The 16,140-nt window shown below is 73.8% G+C and carries 15 protein-coding genes; 6 read left to right on the plus strand and 9 right to left on the minus strand.

Features of this window, described 5'->3' with window-relative positions:
• Nucleotides 1-121: 121 nt before the first annotated feature.
• Nucleotides 122-505 carry a GntR family transcriptional regulator gene (locus CP982_RS10090; RefSeq protein ID WP_170316397.1) on the minus strand — a complete coding sequence of 128 codons (384 nt, stop codon included), beginning with the start codon at nucleotides 503-505 and terminating at the stop codon, nucleotides 122-124.
• A 69-nt stretch (nucleotides 506-574) separates the two neighbouring features.
• Between CP982_RS10090 and CP982_RS10095 the strand changes: the two genes are divergently transcribed.
• The 4 genes from CP982_RS10095 to CP982_RS10110 all read left to right on the plus strand — a co-directional run bounded on the left by CP982_RS10095 (nucleotide 575) and on the right by CP982_RS10110 (nucleotide 3,924).
• Nucleotides 575-1,507 carry a GNAT family N-acetyltransferase gene (locus CP982_RS10095; protein WP_150510203.1) on the plus strand — a complete coding sequence of 311 codons (933 nt, stop codon included), beginning with the start codon at nucleotides 575-577 and terminating at the stop codon, nucleotides 1,505-1,507.
• Nucleotides 1,488-2,024 (plus strand): ribonuclease FAU-1 family protein, encoded by a 537-nt coding sequence (locus tag CP982_RS10100; RefSeq protein WP_150510204.1) that lies wholly within the window; start codon nucleotides 1,488-1,490, stop codon nucleotides 2,022-2,024. Before CP982_RS10095 ends, CP982_RS10100 begins: the two co-directional genes overlap by 20 nt.
• Nucleotides 2,025-2,098: 74 nt before the next feature.
• Nucleotides 2,099-2,668, plus strand: coding sequence for a TetR/AcrR family transcriptional regulator (locus CP982_RS10105; protein ID WP_150510205.1), 570 nt, complete (start codon nucleotides 2,099-2,101; stop codon nucleotides 2,666-2,668).
• Between the two features lie 80 nt (nucleotides 2,669-2,748).
• Nucleotides 2,749-3,924: a GDSL-type esterase/lipase family protein gene (locus tag CP982_RS10110; RefSeq protein WP_150510206.1), complete on the plus strand. Its 1,176-nt coding sequence runs from the start codon at nucleotides 2,749-2,751 to the stop codon at nucleotides 3,922-3,924.
• On the opposite strand, the gene CP982_RS10115 is transcribed toward CP982_RS10110, so the two are convergent.
• Genes CP982_RS10115 through CP982_RS10130 form a run of 4 tightly spaced genes read right to left on the minus strand, consistent with a single transcriptional unit; the run spans nucleotide 3,921 to nucleotide 7,447 of the window.
• Nucleotides 3,921-4,412, minus strand: a complete 492-nt coding sequence (locus CP982_RS10115; RefSeq protein WP_150510207.1) for a GNAT family N-acetyltransferase — start codon at nucleotides 4,410-4,412, stop codon at nucleotides 3,921-3,923. The genes CP982_RS10110 and CP982_RS10115 overlap by 4 nt on opposite strands.
• Nucleotides 4,409-5,917 carry a tripartite tricarboxylate transporter permease gene (locus tag CP982_RS10120; RefSeq protein WP_150510208.1) on the minus strand — a complete coding sequence of 503 codons (1,509 nt, stop codon included), beginning with the start codon at nucleotides 5,915-5,917 and terminating at the stop codon, nucleotides 4,409-4,411. Before CP982_RS10120 ends, CP982_RS10115 begins: the two co-directional genes overlap by 4 nt.
• A 1-nt stretch (nucleotide 5,918) precedes the next feature.
• A complete protein-coding gene (locus tag CP982_RS10125; protein WP_144002608.1) occupies nucleotides 5,919-6,449 on the minus strand; it encodes a tripartite tricarboxylate transporter TctB family protein in 531 nt (176 codons plus the stop codon).
• Nucleotides 6,446-7,447 carry a Bug family tripartite tricarboxylate transporter substrate binding protein gene (locus tag CP982_RS10130; protein ID WP_372503349.1) on the minus strand — a complete coding sequence of 334 codons (1,002 nt, stop codon included), beginning with the start codon at nucleotides 7,445-7,447 and terminating at the stop codon, nucleotides 6,446-6,448. Before CP982_RS10130 ends, CP982_RS10125 begins: the two co-directional genes overlap by 4 nt.
• A gap of 160 nt (nucleotides 7,448-7,607) precedes the next feature.
• Here CP982_RS10130 and CP982_RS10135 point away from each other — a divergent pair, with 160 nt between their 5' ends.
• Both CP982_RS10135 and CP982_RS10140 read left to right on the plus strand, forming a co-directional pair.
• Nucleotides 7,608-8,294: a response regulator gene (locus tag CP982_RS10135; protein WP_150510210.1), complete on the plus strand. Its 687-nt coding sequence runs from the start codon at nucleotides 7,608-7,610 to the stop codon at nucleotides 8,292-8,294.
• A gap of 175 nt (nucleotides 8,295-8,469) precedes the next feature.
• Entirely contained in the window at nucleotides 8,470-9,390 is a 921-nt protein-coding gene (locus tag CP982_RS10140; protein ID WP_150510211.1) for a lytic polysaccharide monooxygenase auxiliary activity family 9 protein, read from the plus strand.
• 206 nt (nucleotides 9,391-9,596) lie between these two features.
• On the opposite strand, the gene CP982_RS10145 is transcribed toward CP982_RS10140, so the two are convergent.
• From CP982_RS10145 to CP982_RS10160, 4 genes are all read right to left on the minus strand, one after another.
• A complete protein-coding gene (locus tag CP982_RS10145; RefSeq protein WP_150510212.1) occupies nucleotides 9,597-10,463 on the minus strand; it encodes an esterase/lipase family protein in 867 nt (288 codons plus the stop codon).
• Nucleotides 10,464-10,653: 190 nt separating this feature from the next.
• Nucleotides 10,654-11,328 carry a pentapeptide repeat-containing protein gene (locus tag CP982_RS10150; protein ID WP_150510213.1) on the minus strand — a complete coding sequence of 225 codons (675 nt, stop codon included), beginning with the start codon at nucleotides 11,326-11,328 and terminating at the stop codon, nucleotides 10,654-10,656.
• Between the two features lie 308 nt (nucleotides 11,329-11,636).
• Nucleotides 11,637-12,605 (minus strand): DNA polymerase Y family protein, encoded by a 969-nt coding sequence (locus CP982_RS10155; protein WP_150510214.1) that lies wholly within the window; start codon nucleotides 12,603-12,605, stop codon nucleotides 11,637-11,639.
• Nucleotides 12,602-16,057 (minus strand): DNA polymerase III subunit alpha, encoded by a 3,456-nt coding sequence (locus tag CP982_RS10160; RefSeq protein WP_150510215.1) that lies wholly within the window; start codon nucleotides 16,055-16,057, stop codon nucleotides 12,602-12,604. The genes CP982_RS10155 and CP982_RS10160 overlap by 4 nt, the downstream gene beginning before the upstream one ends.
• Between the last annotated feature and the right edge of the window lie 83 nt (nucleotides 16,058-16,140).

The raw sequence follows: 16,140 nt of genomic DNA on the forward strand, positions 1-16,140 counted from the left end.
TGCCCCCCGCTGTGGGCAATCGTCCCGCAGGGCGAGTGGGGCATCCCCTGCTCGAGCGAAGCCGAGAGCTTGGGGAAGGGTGGGCACAGCACCGAGGCGCCGAGCAACCGTTGAGCTGGGGTCAAGCAGGGGACCCGTACGCCGCCCGCAGGGCATCGCGCACCGCAGCCGCCGCCTCGGCCTCGGACAGGCCCAGTCGGCGCACCTGCTCGGCATAGGCCTGCGCGGCCCCCGCGGCGGCGCGGGCCGCGGCCTCGCGGGCCGCCGCGACGAACGTCCCGTTCCGGCCCCGCGTCTCGATCACCCCGTCCGCCTCGAGGGCCCGGTACGCCTTGGCCACGGTGTTCGCCGCGAGCCCCAGCTCCTCGGCGAGCCCGCGTACCGTCGGCAGCTTGTAGCCGACGGGCAGCACCCCGTCCCGCGCCTGCCCGGCGATCTGAGTCCGTACCTGCTCGAACGGCGGCGCGGCGCCCGCGCCTTCCTTGATGACGATCTTCAGAGCCACGCGCCGATTGTCCCGCACGCGGGGAAATTCGGAGGCACCCGGGCCCGTCCCGCGCGTACCGTCCGGGCCATGACTGAGATCCGGGTGCGTGACCTGCGCACCGCAGACCCGGAGGACACCGCCGCCTACGCGGCGGTGCGGCGCGCGGCGGTGCCCGCGCTGCTCGCCACCGCCGCGTCGGTGGCGTACAGCTGTGAGCACGCCCATCCCGACGCCCGCTACCGCGCCCTCGTCGCGGAGGCGGACGGCGAGGTGGTCGGCACGGCCCAGGTGGGGATCGCCCAGGACAGCCCGGAGCCGGGCCAGGGCTTCTTGAACATCTACGTGCATCCGCGGCGGTGCGGCCTGGGGGCGGGCTCGCTCCTGGCGCGCACGGCGGAGGAGTACCTCGCGCACGAGGGCGCGACGGCGCTGTACTCGTGGGTCCTCGACACCCCGCGCAACCGCGCGTTCGCGGCGCGGCGCGGCTATCGCGCGAGCCGCACCGCGCACTTCCTGCGCCTGGACCTGGCGCGGGGCGGGCTGCCGCCGCTCGCCGACCCGCCCCCGGGCGTCGAACTGCGCTCGGCGGCCGACTTCCGGGACGACCCGCGCCCCCTGTTCGCCCTGGACGCCGAGACCGCGGCGGACGAACCGGGCGACGTGACCGCGGAGTTCACGGACTACGCGCACTGGCTCACGGAGACCTGGCGCCATCCGCTCCTGGACCACGAGCTGACCACGGTGGCCGTGGTGGACGGGGAGCCCGCCGCGTTCACCCTGGCGCACACCGACGGCGCGTCCCGGTACGCGTCGGGGATGACCGGCACGGCCCGCGCCCACCGGGGCCGGGGCCTGGCCAAGCTCGCGAAGAACGCCTCGCTGCACCGGGCCAGGGCCGCGGGCTTCGCGGAGGCGTTCACGGGCAACGACAGCGAGAACGGCCCGATGGTCGCGATCAACCAGTGGTTCGGTTACGAAACGTACGACACGGAGGTCCGTCATGTCCGCACGATCGCCTGAGGCCACGCCCTCGACCGACGCCGAGGTCGGCGTCGGCGTCGAGGTCGAGCTGCGCAAGGCGGGGCGCACGAAGATCCGCTACCCGGCCCGGCTGCTCTCGGACGACGGCACCCGCGTCACGGTCCGCGCGCCCTGGGCGGGCGCGGGCGTACGGGACTTCGGCTTCGTCCGCTTCGAGCCGGGCGACACCTTCGTGGAGCACTACTGGCGCGACCGCTGGTACGCCGTCAAGGAGGTGTACGCCGCGGACGGCACGCTCAAGGGCTGGTACTGCGACGTGACCCGGCCCGCCGTACGCGGCGGCGGCGTCCTCACCGTCGAGGACCTGGACCTCGACCTGTGGTGCGCGGCGGACGGCAGCGCCGTACTGCGCCTGGACGAGGACGAGTTCGCGGCGAGCGGCATCACCGAGGCCGATCCGGCCGCGGCCGCCGCGGCCGTGCGGGCCCTGTCCGACCTGGAGCGGCTCGCCGAGCAGGGGCTCCTCCCGCGGTCGTCCGCGGCCCCCTCGGCCTAGCCTAAGCACCAATCGCATTTGCCTAAAGCCTTTAGGTAACTGCATAATCGGTTCTGTCGAAGGAGAGGACCGATATGGCACGCGTGGGACTGACCCCGGAGCGGCTGACCCGGGCGGGCGCGGAGCTGGCCGACGAGGTCGGCTTCGACCAGGTGACCGTCTCGGCGCTCGCCCGGCGGTTCGACGTCAAGGTCGCGAGCCTGTACTCGCACGTGAAGAACTCCCAGGACCTCAGGACGAGGATCGCCCTGCTGGCCCTGGAAGAGCTCGCCGACCGCGCCGCCGACGCCCTGGCCGGGCGCTCCGGCAAGGACGCGCTGACCGCCTTCGCACACGTCTACCGCGACTACGCCAAGGAGCACCCCGGCCGCTACGCCGCCGCCCGGCTGCGGCTCGACCCCGAGACGGCGGCCGCGAGCGCGGGCGTCCGGCACGCGGCGATGATGCGGGCGATCCTGCGCGGCTACGACCTGGCCGAGCCGGACCGGACGCACGCGGTCCGGCTGCTCGGCAGCGTCTTCCACGGCTACGTCAGCCTGGAGACGGCGGGCGGATTCGACCACAGCGCGCCGGACCCGCGGGAGAGCTGGGTCCGGATCCTGGACTCCCTCGACGCCCTGCTGCGGAACTGGCCCGCTCCCTGAGGCAGCCGCCCGGCCCCGCGGCCCCGCCGTGCCCGGAACCACCGCGGCCACGTCCCCACCCCACCCCTACAGGCTGAGACATGCGCACCGAGCACCCCTTGATCACCACTCCCCTCACCGCGGACCTGCTGCGCGGCGCCCTCGACCTGGAGCGCACCGCGTCCGGCCTGCTGCCGCACCGGCTGCCCGCACGGGCCCGCGCCCAGTGCGCCGACGGCCAGCTGGCCATGGCGGAGTCCCAGCCCTCCGGCGTCCGCATCGCCTTCCGCAGCCGGGCCACGGCCGTGGAGCTGGACGCGCTGCCCACCAAGCGGGTCTACGTGGGCGCGCCGCCCCGGCCCGACGGCCTGTACGACCTGCTCGTCGACGGCGACCTGGTCGGCCAGGGGAGCCTGACCGGCGGCAACACCCTGACCATCGACATGGCCACCGGGTCCGCCGAGACGCGGCCGGGGCCCGCCGGGACCCTGCGCTTCACCGGCCTGCCGGACCGCCCCAAGGACATCGAGATCTGGCTGCCGCACAACGAGACCACCGAGCTGGTCGCCCTGCGCACCGACGCCCCGGTCGCGCCGTCGCCCGACCGGGGCCGCAAGGTGTGGCTGCACCACGGCAGTTCGATCAGCCACGGCTCCGACGCGGCGAGCCCGAGCACCACCTGGCCCGCGCTCGCCGCGTCGCTCGGCGGCGTGGAGCTGATCAACCTGGGCCTGAGCGGCAGCGCGCTGCTCGACCCGTTCACCGCGCGCGCCCTGCGGGACACGCCCGCCGACCTGATCAGCGTGAAGCTGGGCATCAACGTGGTCAACACCGACCTGATGCGCCTGCGCGCCTTCGGACCGGCCGTCCACGGCTTCCTCGACACCATCCGCGAGGGGCACCCCGACGCGCCGCTCCTGGTCGTCTCGCCCCTCCTGTGCCCCGTCCACGAGGACACGCCGGGACCCAGCGCGCCGGACTTCGGCTCCCTCGGCGAGGGGAAGCTCCGGTTCCTGGCCGCGGGCGACCCCGCGGAGCGCGCCGCCGGAAAGCTGACGCTCACCGTCATCCGCGACGAGCTGTCCCGGATCGTACGCGAGCGCTCCGCAGAGGACCCGAACCTGCACTACCTCGACGGCCTCTCCCTGTACGGCGAGTCCGACGCCGCCGCCCTCCCCCTCCCGGACAACCTCCACCCGGACGCCGCCACCCACCGCCACATCGGCGAACGCTTCGCCGCCCTTGCCTTCGCCCCCGAGGCCGCCTTCGCCCCCTAAGGGGCGCGGGGAGCGAGGGCCTTGCGGTAATGGACACGGTCGTAGACTCCCTCGACGCGCCGTTCCACGAACTCGTAGCCGAAGCGTGGGTAGAGCTTCTGGTTCTCCCACATCAGCGCGTTGGTGTAGAGCCGTATCTCGGGCAGGCCGAGGCCGCGCGCGTGCTGGTCGACGAACTCCAGCAGGCGGCGGCCGAGGCCCGTGCCCTTGGCGTCGGGGTGGACGGCGATGTTGTCCAGGTACAGGTGGTCGTCGTAGGCGTAGACGACCACCAACCCCACGACGGTGCCGTCGGCCTCGGCGACGTGCACCCGCCCCGCCGCCACGTTCTGGGCGTGGTCCGACTCCATGGGCGCGGGCACGCGGCCGATGCGCTCGATGTAGTAGTGGTACGCCGCGTGGGTGATCTCCCGGACGGCGGACACGTCGGCGGCGGTGGCGGAGCGGATCGCGGCCTGCGCGCCGCTCGGGGTGATCTTGTCGGTCATTCCCTCACCGTACGGCGGGCGTTCAGGGGGCCGCGCGCCAGTTTCCGCAGCAGGGGCCAGAACAGGATCAGCGCGATCAGCGCGTAGACGGTGACCGAGAAGGGCGTGTCGACCAGGCCCCGGGCGCTGCCGTCGCTGATCTGCAGGGCGCGGCGCAGCTGTAGCTCGGCGTTCGGGCCGAGGATGACGCCGATGACGGCCGGCAGGACCGGCAGGCCGTAGCGGCGCATGCCGAAGCCGATCAGGCCGATGACGAGCAGGATGACCAGGTCGAACGCCTCACCGCCGACGGCGTACGCGCCGACCGCGGCGAAGAACAGGATCCCGGCGTACAGATACGGGCGCGGGATGCGCAGCAGCTTCGCCCACACGGGGGCCAGCGGCAGGTTCAGGGCGAGGAGCAGCACCATGCCGACGAACAGGGACGCGATCAGGCCCCACACCAGCTCCGACTCGCGTTCGAAGAGCAGCGGTCCGGGCTGGATGCCGTACTGCTGGAAGGCGGCCAGCATCACGGCGGCGACGGCGGTCGTGGGCAGGCCGAGGGTCAGCATGGACACGAGGGTGCCCGCGGCCGACGCCGACGCGGCCGACTCCGGGCCCGCCACTCCCTCGATGGCGCCCTTGCCCCACTCGTCCTTGTGCTTCGACAGGCGCTTCTCGGTGACGTACGACAGGAAGGTGGGGATCTCGGCGCCGCCCGCGGGGATCGCGCCGAACGGGAAGCCGATGAGGGGGCCGCGCAGCCAGGACTTCCAAGTGCGTCTGACGTCCTGCTTCCCCAGCCAGGGGCGGCCGACGGGGATCGCCTGCCCGGAGGTGCGGCGCAGATGCGCGGCCACCCACAGCGCCTCGCCGATCGCGAAGAGGCCCACGGCGACGATCACCACGTCGATGCCGTCGGCGAGTTGGAGCGAGCCGAAGGTCAGGCGCTGCTGTCCGGTCATCTGGTCGAGGCCGACCAGGCCGAGGGTCAGGCCGATCAGGAGGGACGCCAGGCCGCGGATGCGGGAGGAGCCGAGGACCGAGGTCACGGCGATGAACGCGAGGACCATGAGGGCGAAGTAGTCGGGCGCGCCGATGTCGACGGCGAGGTCCGCGACCTTCGGCGCGAGCGCGACGAGCAGGACCGTGCCGATCATGCCGCCCGCGAAGTGCCCGATGGCGGCGGCCGCGAGCGCCTGCGCGCCCCGGCCGGCCTTGGCCATCGGATTGCCCTCCATGGCCGCGACGACGGCGGCGCTCTCCCCCGGCGTGTTGAGGAGGATCGACGTGGTGGAGCCGCCGAACATCGCGCCGTAGTAGATGCCCGCGAACATGATGAACGCGCCGGTGGGTTCGAGCCCGTACGTCACCGGAAGCAGCAGCGCCACGGCCATCGCGGGGCCGATGCCGGGAAGCACGCCGATGGCGGTGCCGAGGAGGACGCCGATCGCGGCCCAGAGCAGGTTGACCGGTGTGAGCGCGGTGCCGAAGCCATCCATGAGGGAGCTGAAGGAGTTCATGTCACAGCACTCCCATCAGGGGGCCGCCGGGCAGCGGCACGCCGAGCAGGTTGTTGAAGAGGGCGTAGGTGACCAGGGAGAGCCCGGCCGCTATGAGCGGGTCGCGGTGGACCGCGCGGCTGCCGAGGGCGTGGGCGGCGCCCCAGAAGAGCAGGGCCCCGGCGACGGGGAAGCCCACCGGCTCGATGAGGACGGCGGTGGCGAGGAAGACCCCGGCGAGCAGCAGCACGGTGCGCCAGTCGGCGGGTTCGGACAGATCGACGTCCTCGCCGCCCTCGGCCTCGCCGCGGCCGCCGCGCAGGACGTCGACCGCGAGGAGTACGGAGATGAGGAGCAGGCCGGAGCCGACGGCGATGGGGACGGTGCGCGGGCCGATGGGGCCGCGCTGGGCGATGGCGACGTCCATGGTGAGCGCGTCGGTGAGGACGACGGCGCCGAGGGCGAGCAGCATGACGCAGACGCCGAGTTCGGAGTGGGCGCGCAGCCAGGCGCGGCGGCCGCGGGCCGCGGGCGCGGGTTCGGTGGCGGTCACAGGCCGAGCTCCTTCAGGACGGAGGCGACGCGCCGGTCCTGGGCGTCGAGGAAGTCGCCGAACCCGTCACCGGCGAGGAAGGCGTCGTCCCAGCCGTTCTTCTTGAGGGAGGCGCGCCACTCCTTCGAGCCGTGGAGTTCGCGGACGAGCCCGATGAGCTTGTCGCGCTCGGTGTCGGAGAGGCCGGGGGGCGCCACGATGCCGCGCCAGTTGGTGAAGTCCACGTCGTAGCCGGACTCCTTGAGCGTGGGCCCGTCGAGTCCCTTGACCCGCTTCGGCCCGGTGACGGCGAGCAGGCGCAGCTCGCCGGACTTGATCTGGTCCAGGTACTCGCCGACGCCGGAGACGCCGAAGGCGACCTTGTTGCCGAGGATCGACGCGAGCAGTTCGCCGCCGCCGTCGAAGGGCACGTAGTTGACGTCCTTCGGCGCGATCCCGGCGGCGCGGGCCATCAGCATGGGCGCGATGTGGTCGGGTCCGCCGGGGGCCGAGCCGCCGCCGACGGGCATCTTCCCCGGCCGTTCCCGCCACGCCTCGACGAGGTCGTCGATGGTCTCGTACGGCGAGTCCTTCGACACCACGACGACGTCCTGCTCCTCGGTGAGCCGGGCGACGGGGGTGGTGTCGGCGAGGGACTTGGGCGCGTCGTTGGAGCGGACGGCGCCGACGACGCCCAGGCCCATGGACATGGCGAGCCTGCCGTTGCCGTGCTCGCCGACGAGGCGGCTCAGGCCCACGGTGCCGCCGGCGCCGGGCAGGTTGAACACCTCGATGGTGTGGCTGAGTCCGGCGTCCTCGGCGTTCTTCGCCGCGGTGCGGGCGGTGATGTCGTAGCCGCCGCCCGGGGTGTTGGGGACCATGAAGCGCAGACCGGGGATCCGGGTGCCGGTGTCGTCGCCGTCTCCCGTGGTGAGCAGCGGGGGGCCCACGAGCACGAGGAGTGCGGCCCCGCACAGGGCGAGGGGGACGCGCAGCCGCCGGGGGGTGCGTAGTCGCACGGGTGCCACCGCCTGTCTGACCGGGGTACGTGTGTGAGGTGGCCCACATGTTGCCCACGCGTGGGGAACCTGTCTCCCTTCCGGAATCAACGGACGTTGTGGTCGTTGTGGTCGCGCTCGTAACCTGCGGCGACAACAAGGGGCCGAGGGGGGCCGGGCGATGACGAGGGTGCTGGTCGTCGACGACGACTTCATGGTCGCCAAGCTGCACAGCCGGTACGTCGCCGCGGTGGACGGATTCGCGGTGGCGGGTGTGGCGCACAGCGGCGCCGACGCGCTGGCCGCGGCAGAGCGGCTCCGTCCCGATCTACTTCTCCTGGACGTGTACCTGCCCGACATGGACGGGCTCGCGGTGCTGCGGGAGCTGCGGGCGGCCGAGGGGCTCGACCCCGGCCGGGTGCCGGTGGACGTCCTCTTCATCACCGCGGCCCGCGAGGCCGGGGTGATCCGCGCGGCCCTGCGCGCCGGGGCCCTGCACTATCTGATCAAGCCCTTCAACCAGGCGGCGCTGCGGGAGCAGTTGCGGCACGCGGCGGCCCTGCGCGCCCGTCTCGACGGCCTCGCCGAGGCCCGCCAGGAGGACGTCGACCGGCTCTTCGGCAGCCGTCCGCCCGGCTCCCGCGAACTCCCCAAGGGCCTGGCCCCGCACACCGCGGACCTGGTGGCCCACACCCTGCGCGCCCATCCGCGGGGCCTGTCCGCCTCCGAGTGCGCCGAGGCGGGCCGCCTCTCCCGCGTCAGCGCCCGCCGCTACCTGGAGTTCTTCGCGGTCACCGGCCGCGCGGAGGTGACCTTGAAGTACGGCGGCGCGGGGCGCCCGGAGCGGCGCTACCGGTGGGTGGGGTGACGGCGGGCCCGCGGGACCGCCAGTCTGAGCCCTTCATTAGTGGGTCCTTAACGGGGCCATAAGGATCGCCATCGACCGCTCCCAGCAGGGGTTTTGGGGGTTCTGGCGGGCTAGCTTGCTCAGCGTCGCGGGATGCCGCAGGCCCCGTGCCCCCACCCCTGAGGAGAGTTCCCCCATGCATGCTCGCCGTAAGGTCGCCGCTCTCGCCGCCGCGGGCGCCGCACCGCTCGTGCTGTCCCTGGCGCAGGCGCAGCCCGCCGCCGCGCACGGGTCGATGACGGATCCGGTGAGCCGGGTGGCCGCGTGTTTCCAGGAGGGCCCCGAGGCGCCGAAGTCGGCGGCCTGCAAGGCGCTGGTCCGGGCGGGCGGCACCCAGCCGCTGTACGACTGGAACGAGGTCAACATCGCCAACGCCGCGGGCAGGTCGAAGGAGATCATCCCGGACGGCAAGCTGTGCAGCGCGGGGAACGCCAAGTACAAGGGGCTCGACCTGCCGAGGAGCGACTGGCCCGCCTCGAAGCTCAGCGCCGGGAAGCACACCTTCCGCTACCGGGCCACCGCTCCGCACCGGGGCTCCTTCGAGCTGTACCTCACCAAGGCGTCGTACGACCCGGCCAAGCCCCTGAAGTGGTCGGACCTCCAGGCCCGGCCCTTCGCGAAGGTCACGGACCCCAAGCTGGTGAACGGCTCCTACGAGTTCAGCGGCACCGTCCCGGCCAGGTCGGGGCGGCACCTCGTCTACTCGATCTGGCAGCGGTCCGATTCCCCCGAGGCGTTCTACACCTGCTCGGACGTGGTGTTCGGCCGGGGCAAGGCCAAGGGCGCCGCCGCGCCGTCGGAGAAGGACATCCGCGACGGCGCGGAGAAGTCCACCGTGGAACACCACGGCCACGGCGACCTCGGCGGCGGCGAGGGCAACGCCCCCGAGGCCAAGGGCGGCGCCGCGAAGCCGGTGGCGGCCACCAGCGAGAACCTCGCCGAGACCGGTGGCGACGGCTCCTCCGCGTACTACGCCGTCGGCGGGGCCGCGGCCCTCGCGCTCGGCTCGGGCACGCTGTTCGTGGCGGCACGGCGGCGCGCCGCCACGAACCGCTAGGGCCTAGGGCCTGTCCGGTGGGTCGGCGTGGGGCAAGGAGCGGCGTCAAGGGGGTCCCCCCTGTTCGAGCGGAGCCGAGAACTTGGGGGCGCGTGCGATCGCAAGGCGCCGGGATGTCCTCGTAGCGGAGCTACTAGGGCATTTCGGCAACGCGGCGAGCGTGCGTGCCAGGCGTCGCGACGCCGCGCCGACCCACCGGACAGGCCCTAGGACAGACAGGTCGTCGGGGTCGCGTGGGCCGGGTCGAGCGCGTTGGCCACCTCGTGGTGGGCGACCCGGTCCAGGACCCCGACGGCCACGTGCTCGGAGAGGTCCACGGGGCACAGGTCCTGCACCAGGACGTTGCGCACGTTCGGCCCGTCGAGGAACTGCGAGCGGTACGGGGTGACCACCTCGTCGTACCGGGTGGCGATGACGGTGTAGCGCACTCCGGGCACGGTGTCGCCGCCCGCGTTCAGCCTGGTCAGGAACGGCGACCCCGCGATCTGGTCGGCCAGGCTCGGCGTCGCCGTGGTGAGCAGGGCCTCGATGCCCGGGAAGTACGGCAGGAGCTTGGTCAGGCCGAGCAGGGTCGTGCCGTGGTTGTCGGGCGCGAGGCCGATCAGCGCGTTGACCTTCGGGGCGCCGCCGAGGAACTTCAGGTAGTGGCGGGGCATCATGCCGCCCTGCGAGTGCCCGACGAGGTCGACCTCGTCGGCCCCGGTGGCCGCGAGGACCTTGTCGACGTAGGTGTCGAGCTGTTCGGCGGACTTCGCGACGGGGCCGAGGCCGTGGAAGAAGGGCACGTGCGGCAGTTGGCCGTAGTCGAGCGAGAAGACGCAGTAGCCGCGGCCCACCAGGTAGGGCGCGAGGACGAGCCAGTTGTCCACGGAGTTCGCGAAGGTGCCGTGGACGAGGACGACCGGGCGGGGGTGGGCGGCGGACGGCTCGCAGTCGTAGTCGTTCCAGCCGCGCGCCGAGGAGGGCGCGGCGGAGGCGGATGCGGCGGCCGCGGCGGTGGGGGTGAGTGTGGCGGCGCCCGCGATCAGCAGGGCGGCGGTGAACGCGCGCAGCGCTCGTCTCCAGGGCAGCATCAGGCGATCTCCTCGCGGTTCAAGGCAGGTGCGATGACCGGCTAACGATCGACTGTGACCCGGATCACGATATTGACGCGTTCACGCTAAATTACGTGCCGGTAGTAGAAGTGTGAAGTTGCGCGCGGGCAAAACTTCCCAGCGGCCACTGGCACGGTCGTCCGCGCCGGACGGCCCGGCGCGGACGGGCTCAGTCCTTCACTTCGAGGCCGAGCGTCACCGCGAGGGCCGGTGCCAGCTCCACCAGTTGCAGACCGCTGATCGTCGCCCCGCGCAGCGCGTCGAGCCCGGAGGCGATGCCGAGGGCCGCGGCGCCGCTGAGGTCGGCCCGGTCCACGGTGACGTTGTCGAAGCGCACGCGCTCCAGCGTGGTGCCGGGGAAAGCGACCCCGGCCAGCCGCGCCCCGCTGAAGTCGACGTCCCGCAGCAGGCAGTCCGCGAAGGTGACGTCGCGCAGCTCGGCCCCGCGCAGGTTCACGGAGTCGAACTTGCACTGGTGGAACACCACCCGGCGCAGCCGCGAGCCGTGCAGCTCCACCCCGGCGAGCAGCCCCGCGCCCGCCTCGCAGTCCGTCCACTGGGTCTCGGCCAGGTCGACCCCCACCCAGCGCGTCTGATGCGCCCAGACGTCGTTGAAGCGGGCCCGGCGGTAGCGCCCGCCCTCGAAGGCGACCGCGGAGAAGGCGCACTCCAGGAAGACGGTGCCGCCCCCGTCCAGGCCGACGAAGCCGCCGCCGTCGAAGTGCACGGACTCGTGGTCGCCGTCACGCTCCAACTCCTCCGCGAACACGTCGAGCCGATGCGCGTACGGCAGGTCCGCGAGGTCGCGGGGGGCGGGGGCGGCGCGGTGCGGGGTCGCGGCCATGACGGTCCTCTCGAAAGGGGGGTGGGGTGCCGTCGTTGTACCGCGTACGGACGGACGCGGCCCAATCGAGCGACGGCGAACGTCCGCCTGCGACGCACCAGCCGTCACCGCGAAGCGCGGGCGGAGAATCGCCTGAAAGCGCCATCAAACACCCACACATGATGTGACGTGCATCACTGCACCATGAGCGCCACTCAGGGCCCGAGAGTCCTCAACTTCCCTTTCAGTACGGCGAGTTGAGGCTGGAGGAGACTCCTGCCGCCGTCTCCGTGCCGGTTCGCTCAGACGGATCCTGCGCTCGACACGCCCTACGCCGCGAGCGTCCCCGGCACGATCACGCTCGCCCCGAACTTCCGCCGGGCCCGGTCGGCCACCGCCTCGATGCGGCGGGCCTTCTCGTCCGCCGGGTCGAAGGTGAGCTGGTGGGCGGCCTGCTCTGCGGGGCCGAGGCCCTCGGCGCGCAGGGCGATCGCGCGGACCCGGGCCCGCTGCAGGCCGAGCGCCTCGTACAGGCCGTACGCCGCCCGCGTCAGCTCCGCCGAGTGCGCGGTCGGCTCCTTCAGGGTGCGGCTGCGGGTGGTCGCGGAGCGGTCGGCGTAGCGGACGGTGAGGGTCAGGGTGCGGCAGACCTTGTCGAGGGCGCGCAGCCGGGTGCCCAGCTCCTCGGCGGCCGAGAGCAGGGCGCGGCGGTGCCGGCCGGGGTCGATCTCGTCGTGGGAGAAGGCGCGTTCGGTGGCCAGGGAGCGCGAGACCGCGTTCGGCACCACCCGGCCGCGGTCGACGCCGCCCGCCTTGTCGCGCAGCTCGCGGCCCGCCTTCGCGCCGATCAGGCGCTGGAGCGTGGACAGGGGCGCGGCGGCGACCCGGCCGAGGGTGTCGAGGCCGTACTCGCACAGGGTGCGGGCGGTCGCGGCGCCGACGCCGGGCAGCGCGGCGACGGGCTTGTCGGCGAGGAACTCCGCGGCGGCGCCCGCGGGCACCGCGCACGGCACGCCGGGCCGGGCGTCGCGCAGCGCGACCCGGGCGAGCAGCGGCCCAGGCCCCGCGCCGATCGCGCAGTCGACGCCGTGCAGCGCGAGGGCGCGTACGCGGATCACCGACGCGAGGCCGACGGCGTCGCGCCCGAAGTACCGCTCGGCACCGCGCAGATCGGCGAGGGCCCCGTCCGGGGGCAGCGCCTCGACGACCGGGGTGAACTCCTCCAGGAGCCCGAGGAGACCCGGCAGGGCCGCCTCGTACATCGGCGGCAGCTGGAAACGTACACAGAGGATGGTCATCCCGCACTCCCCGGGCTCTGGTGCCACAACTTCCGTCCCGTGGGCGCCCGTTCGCCGGGCGGCTGGAGGTCGGCCCACGGGTGCATCTCGTATCCGGTCTCCATCCGGATGCGGCGGCCGCGTCCGGGGTCGCCGTCCTGCCCGGGCGCCCCGGCCGCCGCGCCGCCTTCGGCGAGGCGCGGGGCCACCGCGTCCAGGCCGCCGTCGCGGCGCAGCTCCACCAGGTCCGCGAGGTTCCACGCGGCCGAGCCGACGACGCTGAGGCTGCGCGGGCCGCGGCGCTGCACCACGCCGCGGACGAGGAGCAGCCAGGAGTGGAAGACGGTGTGCGCGCAGGCGGCGTGGGCGTCGTCGAAGAAGGCCAGGTCGACCAGGCCCGTGCCGTCGTCGAGGGTGGTGAAGACGACGCGCTTGCCGGAGCGGATCGGCGGGGTCTGGGTGGCGGCCTTGGCGCCCGCGACCAGGACGGTCTCGCCGTGCCGCGCGGTGCGGAGCCGGCGTGCGGAGGTGACGCCCAGCTCGTCGAGGAAGGCGCGGTGGTCGTCCATGAGGTTCCGCGAGGCGTCCATGGAGAGCACGCCGAGCTCGGCGCTCAGCCGCTCCGCGTCGTCGAGGTCGGGCAGGCCCGCGGGCGCGGTGTCCCGGCCGCCGGCGAGGGGCAGTTGGGGACCGCGCGCGCCCCGGGCGCCGCGCCCCAGCTCCGTCAGGTGCAGTTGCAGGTCACGGCGGTTGGCGCCGAAGGCGTCGAGGGCGCCGACCTGGGCGAGCCGGCCGGCGAGCGGGCGGCTCGGCCGGGCCCGCTCCCAGAAGTCGAGCAGGGAGGAGTACGGCTGTCCGGCCGTGATCCGGGCCGCCTCGGCCTCGCTGATGCCGTGCACGTCGCAGAGCGCGAGCCGCACGCCCCAGGCTCCCGATTCGGACTCCAGTTCGATGCGATGGGCGGCCGCGGACCGGTTCACGTCGAGGGGCAGGATCGGCACCCCGCGCCGCCGCGCGTCCGCGAGCAGCAGCCGCTTGGGGTACATCCCCGGGTCGTGCGTGAGCAGGCCCGCGTAGAAGGCCGCCGGGTGGTGGGCCTTCAGCCACGCCGACTGGTACGTCGGCACGGCGAAGGCCACGGCGTGCGCCTTGCAGAAGCCGTAGGAGCCGAAGGCCTCGACAATCTCCCAGGTCCGCCGGACGGTCTCGGCGTCGTAGCCCTTGGCGGCCGCCGTCTGCGCGAACCAGAGGCGGATGCGGCCCTGCGACTCGGGGTCGGACAGACCGCGCCGCACCCGGTCCGCCTCGTCGCGCCCGCAGCCGGTCATGATGTCGACGATGTGGATGATCTGCTCGTGGAAGACGACCACCCCGTACGTCTCCCTGAGCGGTCCCTCCAGGTCGGGGTGCGGATAGCGGATCGGCGCGCGGCCGTGCCTGGACTCGATGAAGGGGCGCACCATGTCGGCGGCGACCGGGCCCGGCCGGAACAGCGAGATGTCCACCACCAGGTCGTGGAAGGTCGCGGGCTGGAGGCGTCCCACCAGGTCGCGCTGGCCCGGGGACTCGATCTGGAAGCAGCCGAGCGTCTCGGCGGAGCGGATGAGCCGGTACGTCGCCGCGTCGCCCTCCGGCACCCGGCGCGGGTCGTCCAGGTCGACCCGCTCCCCCGTGGCCCGCTCGACCTCGGCGACCGCGTGCGCCATCGCCGACTGCATCCGCACCCCGAGCACGTCGAGCTTGAGCAGGCCGAGGTCCTCCACGTCCTCCTTGTCGAACTGGGACATGGGGAAGCCCTCGCCGCTGGTGGGCACGACGGGGGTGCGCTTCAGGAGGGAGGCGTCGGAGAGCAGCACGCCGCACGGGTGCATGGCGACGCCGCGCGGCAGCGCGTCGAGGCCCTCGACCAGGTCCCACAGGCGGCCGTGCCGGTCCGCTTCGGCCGCGACGGCCTTCAGCTCGGGCAGCTCCGCCATCGCCGCGCGGGCGTCGCGGGCGCGGATGTGCGGGAAGGCCTTGGCGATCCGGTCGGTCTCGGCGGGGTCCATGGACAGGGCGGCGCCCACGTCGCGGATCGCGTGCCGGACCCGGTACGTCTCCGGCATCGCGACCGTCGCCACCCGCTCCTGGCCGAACCGGCCGAGGATCGCGCGGTAGACCTCCAGGCGGCGCGCGGACTCCACGTCGATGTCGATGTCCGGAAGCACCCGCCGCCGCGTGGACAGGAAGCGCTCCATGAGCAGCCCGTGCGCGAGGGGGTCGGCGTGCGCGATGCCGAGGAGGTGGTTGACCAGGGACCCGGCGCCGGAGCCGCGCGCGGCCACGCGGATGCCCATGGCCCGTACGTCGTCGACGACTTGGGCGACGGTCAGGAAGTACGAGGCGTAGCCGTGGTGGGCGATGATGTCCAGCTCGTGGTGCGTCCGCTCCCAGTACGCCCGCCGGTCGGCGCGCCTGTCGTAGCCGCGCAGCACCATGCCCGCCGCCGCCCGGGAGGCGAGGACGCGCTGCGCGGTGCGGCGCCCGGCGCCGACGAGGGCGGGCTCGGGGAAGCGCACGGAGCCGATGCCGAGGTCGTCCTGGGGGTCGACCAGGCACGCGGCGGCGGCCGCCCGCGTCCGTTCGAGCAGGCGGTACGCGGCGTCGCGGCGGAACCCGGCGGCCTCCACGATCCGTTCGGCGACGCCCAGCATGGCGGCCTCGCCCTTCAGCCAGCGCTCGCCGCCGTCGTGCTCCCCGCGCGGGTCGATGGGCACCAGGCGGCGCGCGGCGTCCAGGACGTCGGCGACGGGCCCCTGGCCCGGGTCGGCGTAGCGGACGGCGTTGGTCAGGACGGGGCGCAGGCGCTGCTCGGCGGCGAAGCCCACGGTGCGGGCGGCGAGGCGCAGCGAACCGGGCCCGGTGCCCGAGCGGCCGTGCCACACCGCTTCGAGGCGCAGCGCGTCGCCGTACCGCTCGCGCCAGGGGACGAGGAGGCGGGCCGCGCGGTCGGGGCGCCCGGCGGCGAGCGCGCGGCCGACGTCGGACGCGGGGCCGAGCAGCACGGTCAGACCGTCGCCGTGGTTGTCGTCCCAGGGCAGGACGGGCGGGCCGCCGTCGCGGTGGGCCGCGCCGACCAGGCCGCACAGCGCGGCCCAGCCCGTGGCCCCGTCCCGGGCGAGGAAGGTCACCCTCGGGGTCGACTCGTCGATGAAGGCGCCGCCGCGCACCGGGGCGCGGCGGCGGGCGCCGCGCTCGTCGCCCTCGCCGGGCGCGGGCGGGTCCACCGCGAGCTCCGTACCGAACAGCGGCCGCACGCCCGCCTTCTCGCACGCCTTGGCGAAGCGGATCGCGCCCGCGAGGGTGTCCCGGTCGGTGAGCGCGAGCGCGTCCATGCCCCGCTCGGCGGCGCGCTCGGCGAGCCGCTCCGGGTGCGAGGCCCCGTACCGCAGGGAGAACCCGGAAGCGGTGTGCAGATGCGTGAAGCCGGGCACACGCACCTCCTGAACCTTCCGTTTCTCATCCCCCGCCTCCACCATAGACCACGTTCGAATATTAGTTCGACCACGCGGGCGGG

The sequence above is a fragment of the Streptomyces spectabilis genome, from assembly GCF_008704795.1.
Taxonomy (GTDB): domain Bacteria; phylum Actinomycetota; class Actinomycetes; order Streptomycetales; family Streptomycetaceae; genus Streptomyces; species Streptomyces spectabilis.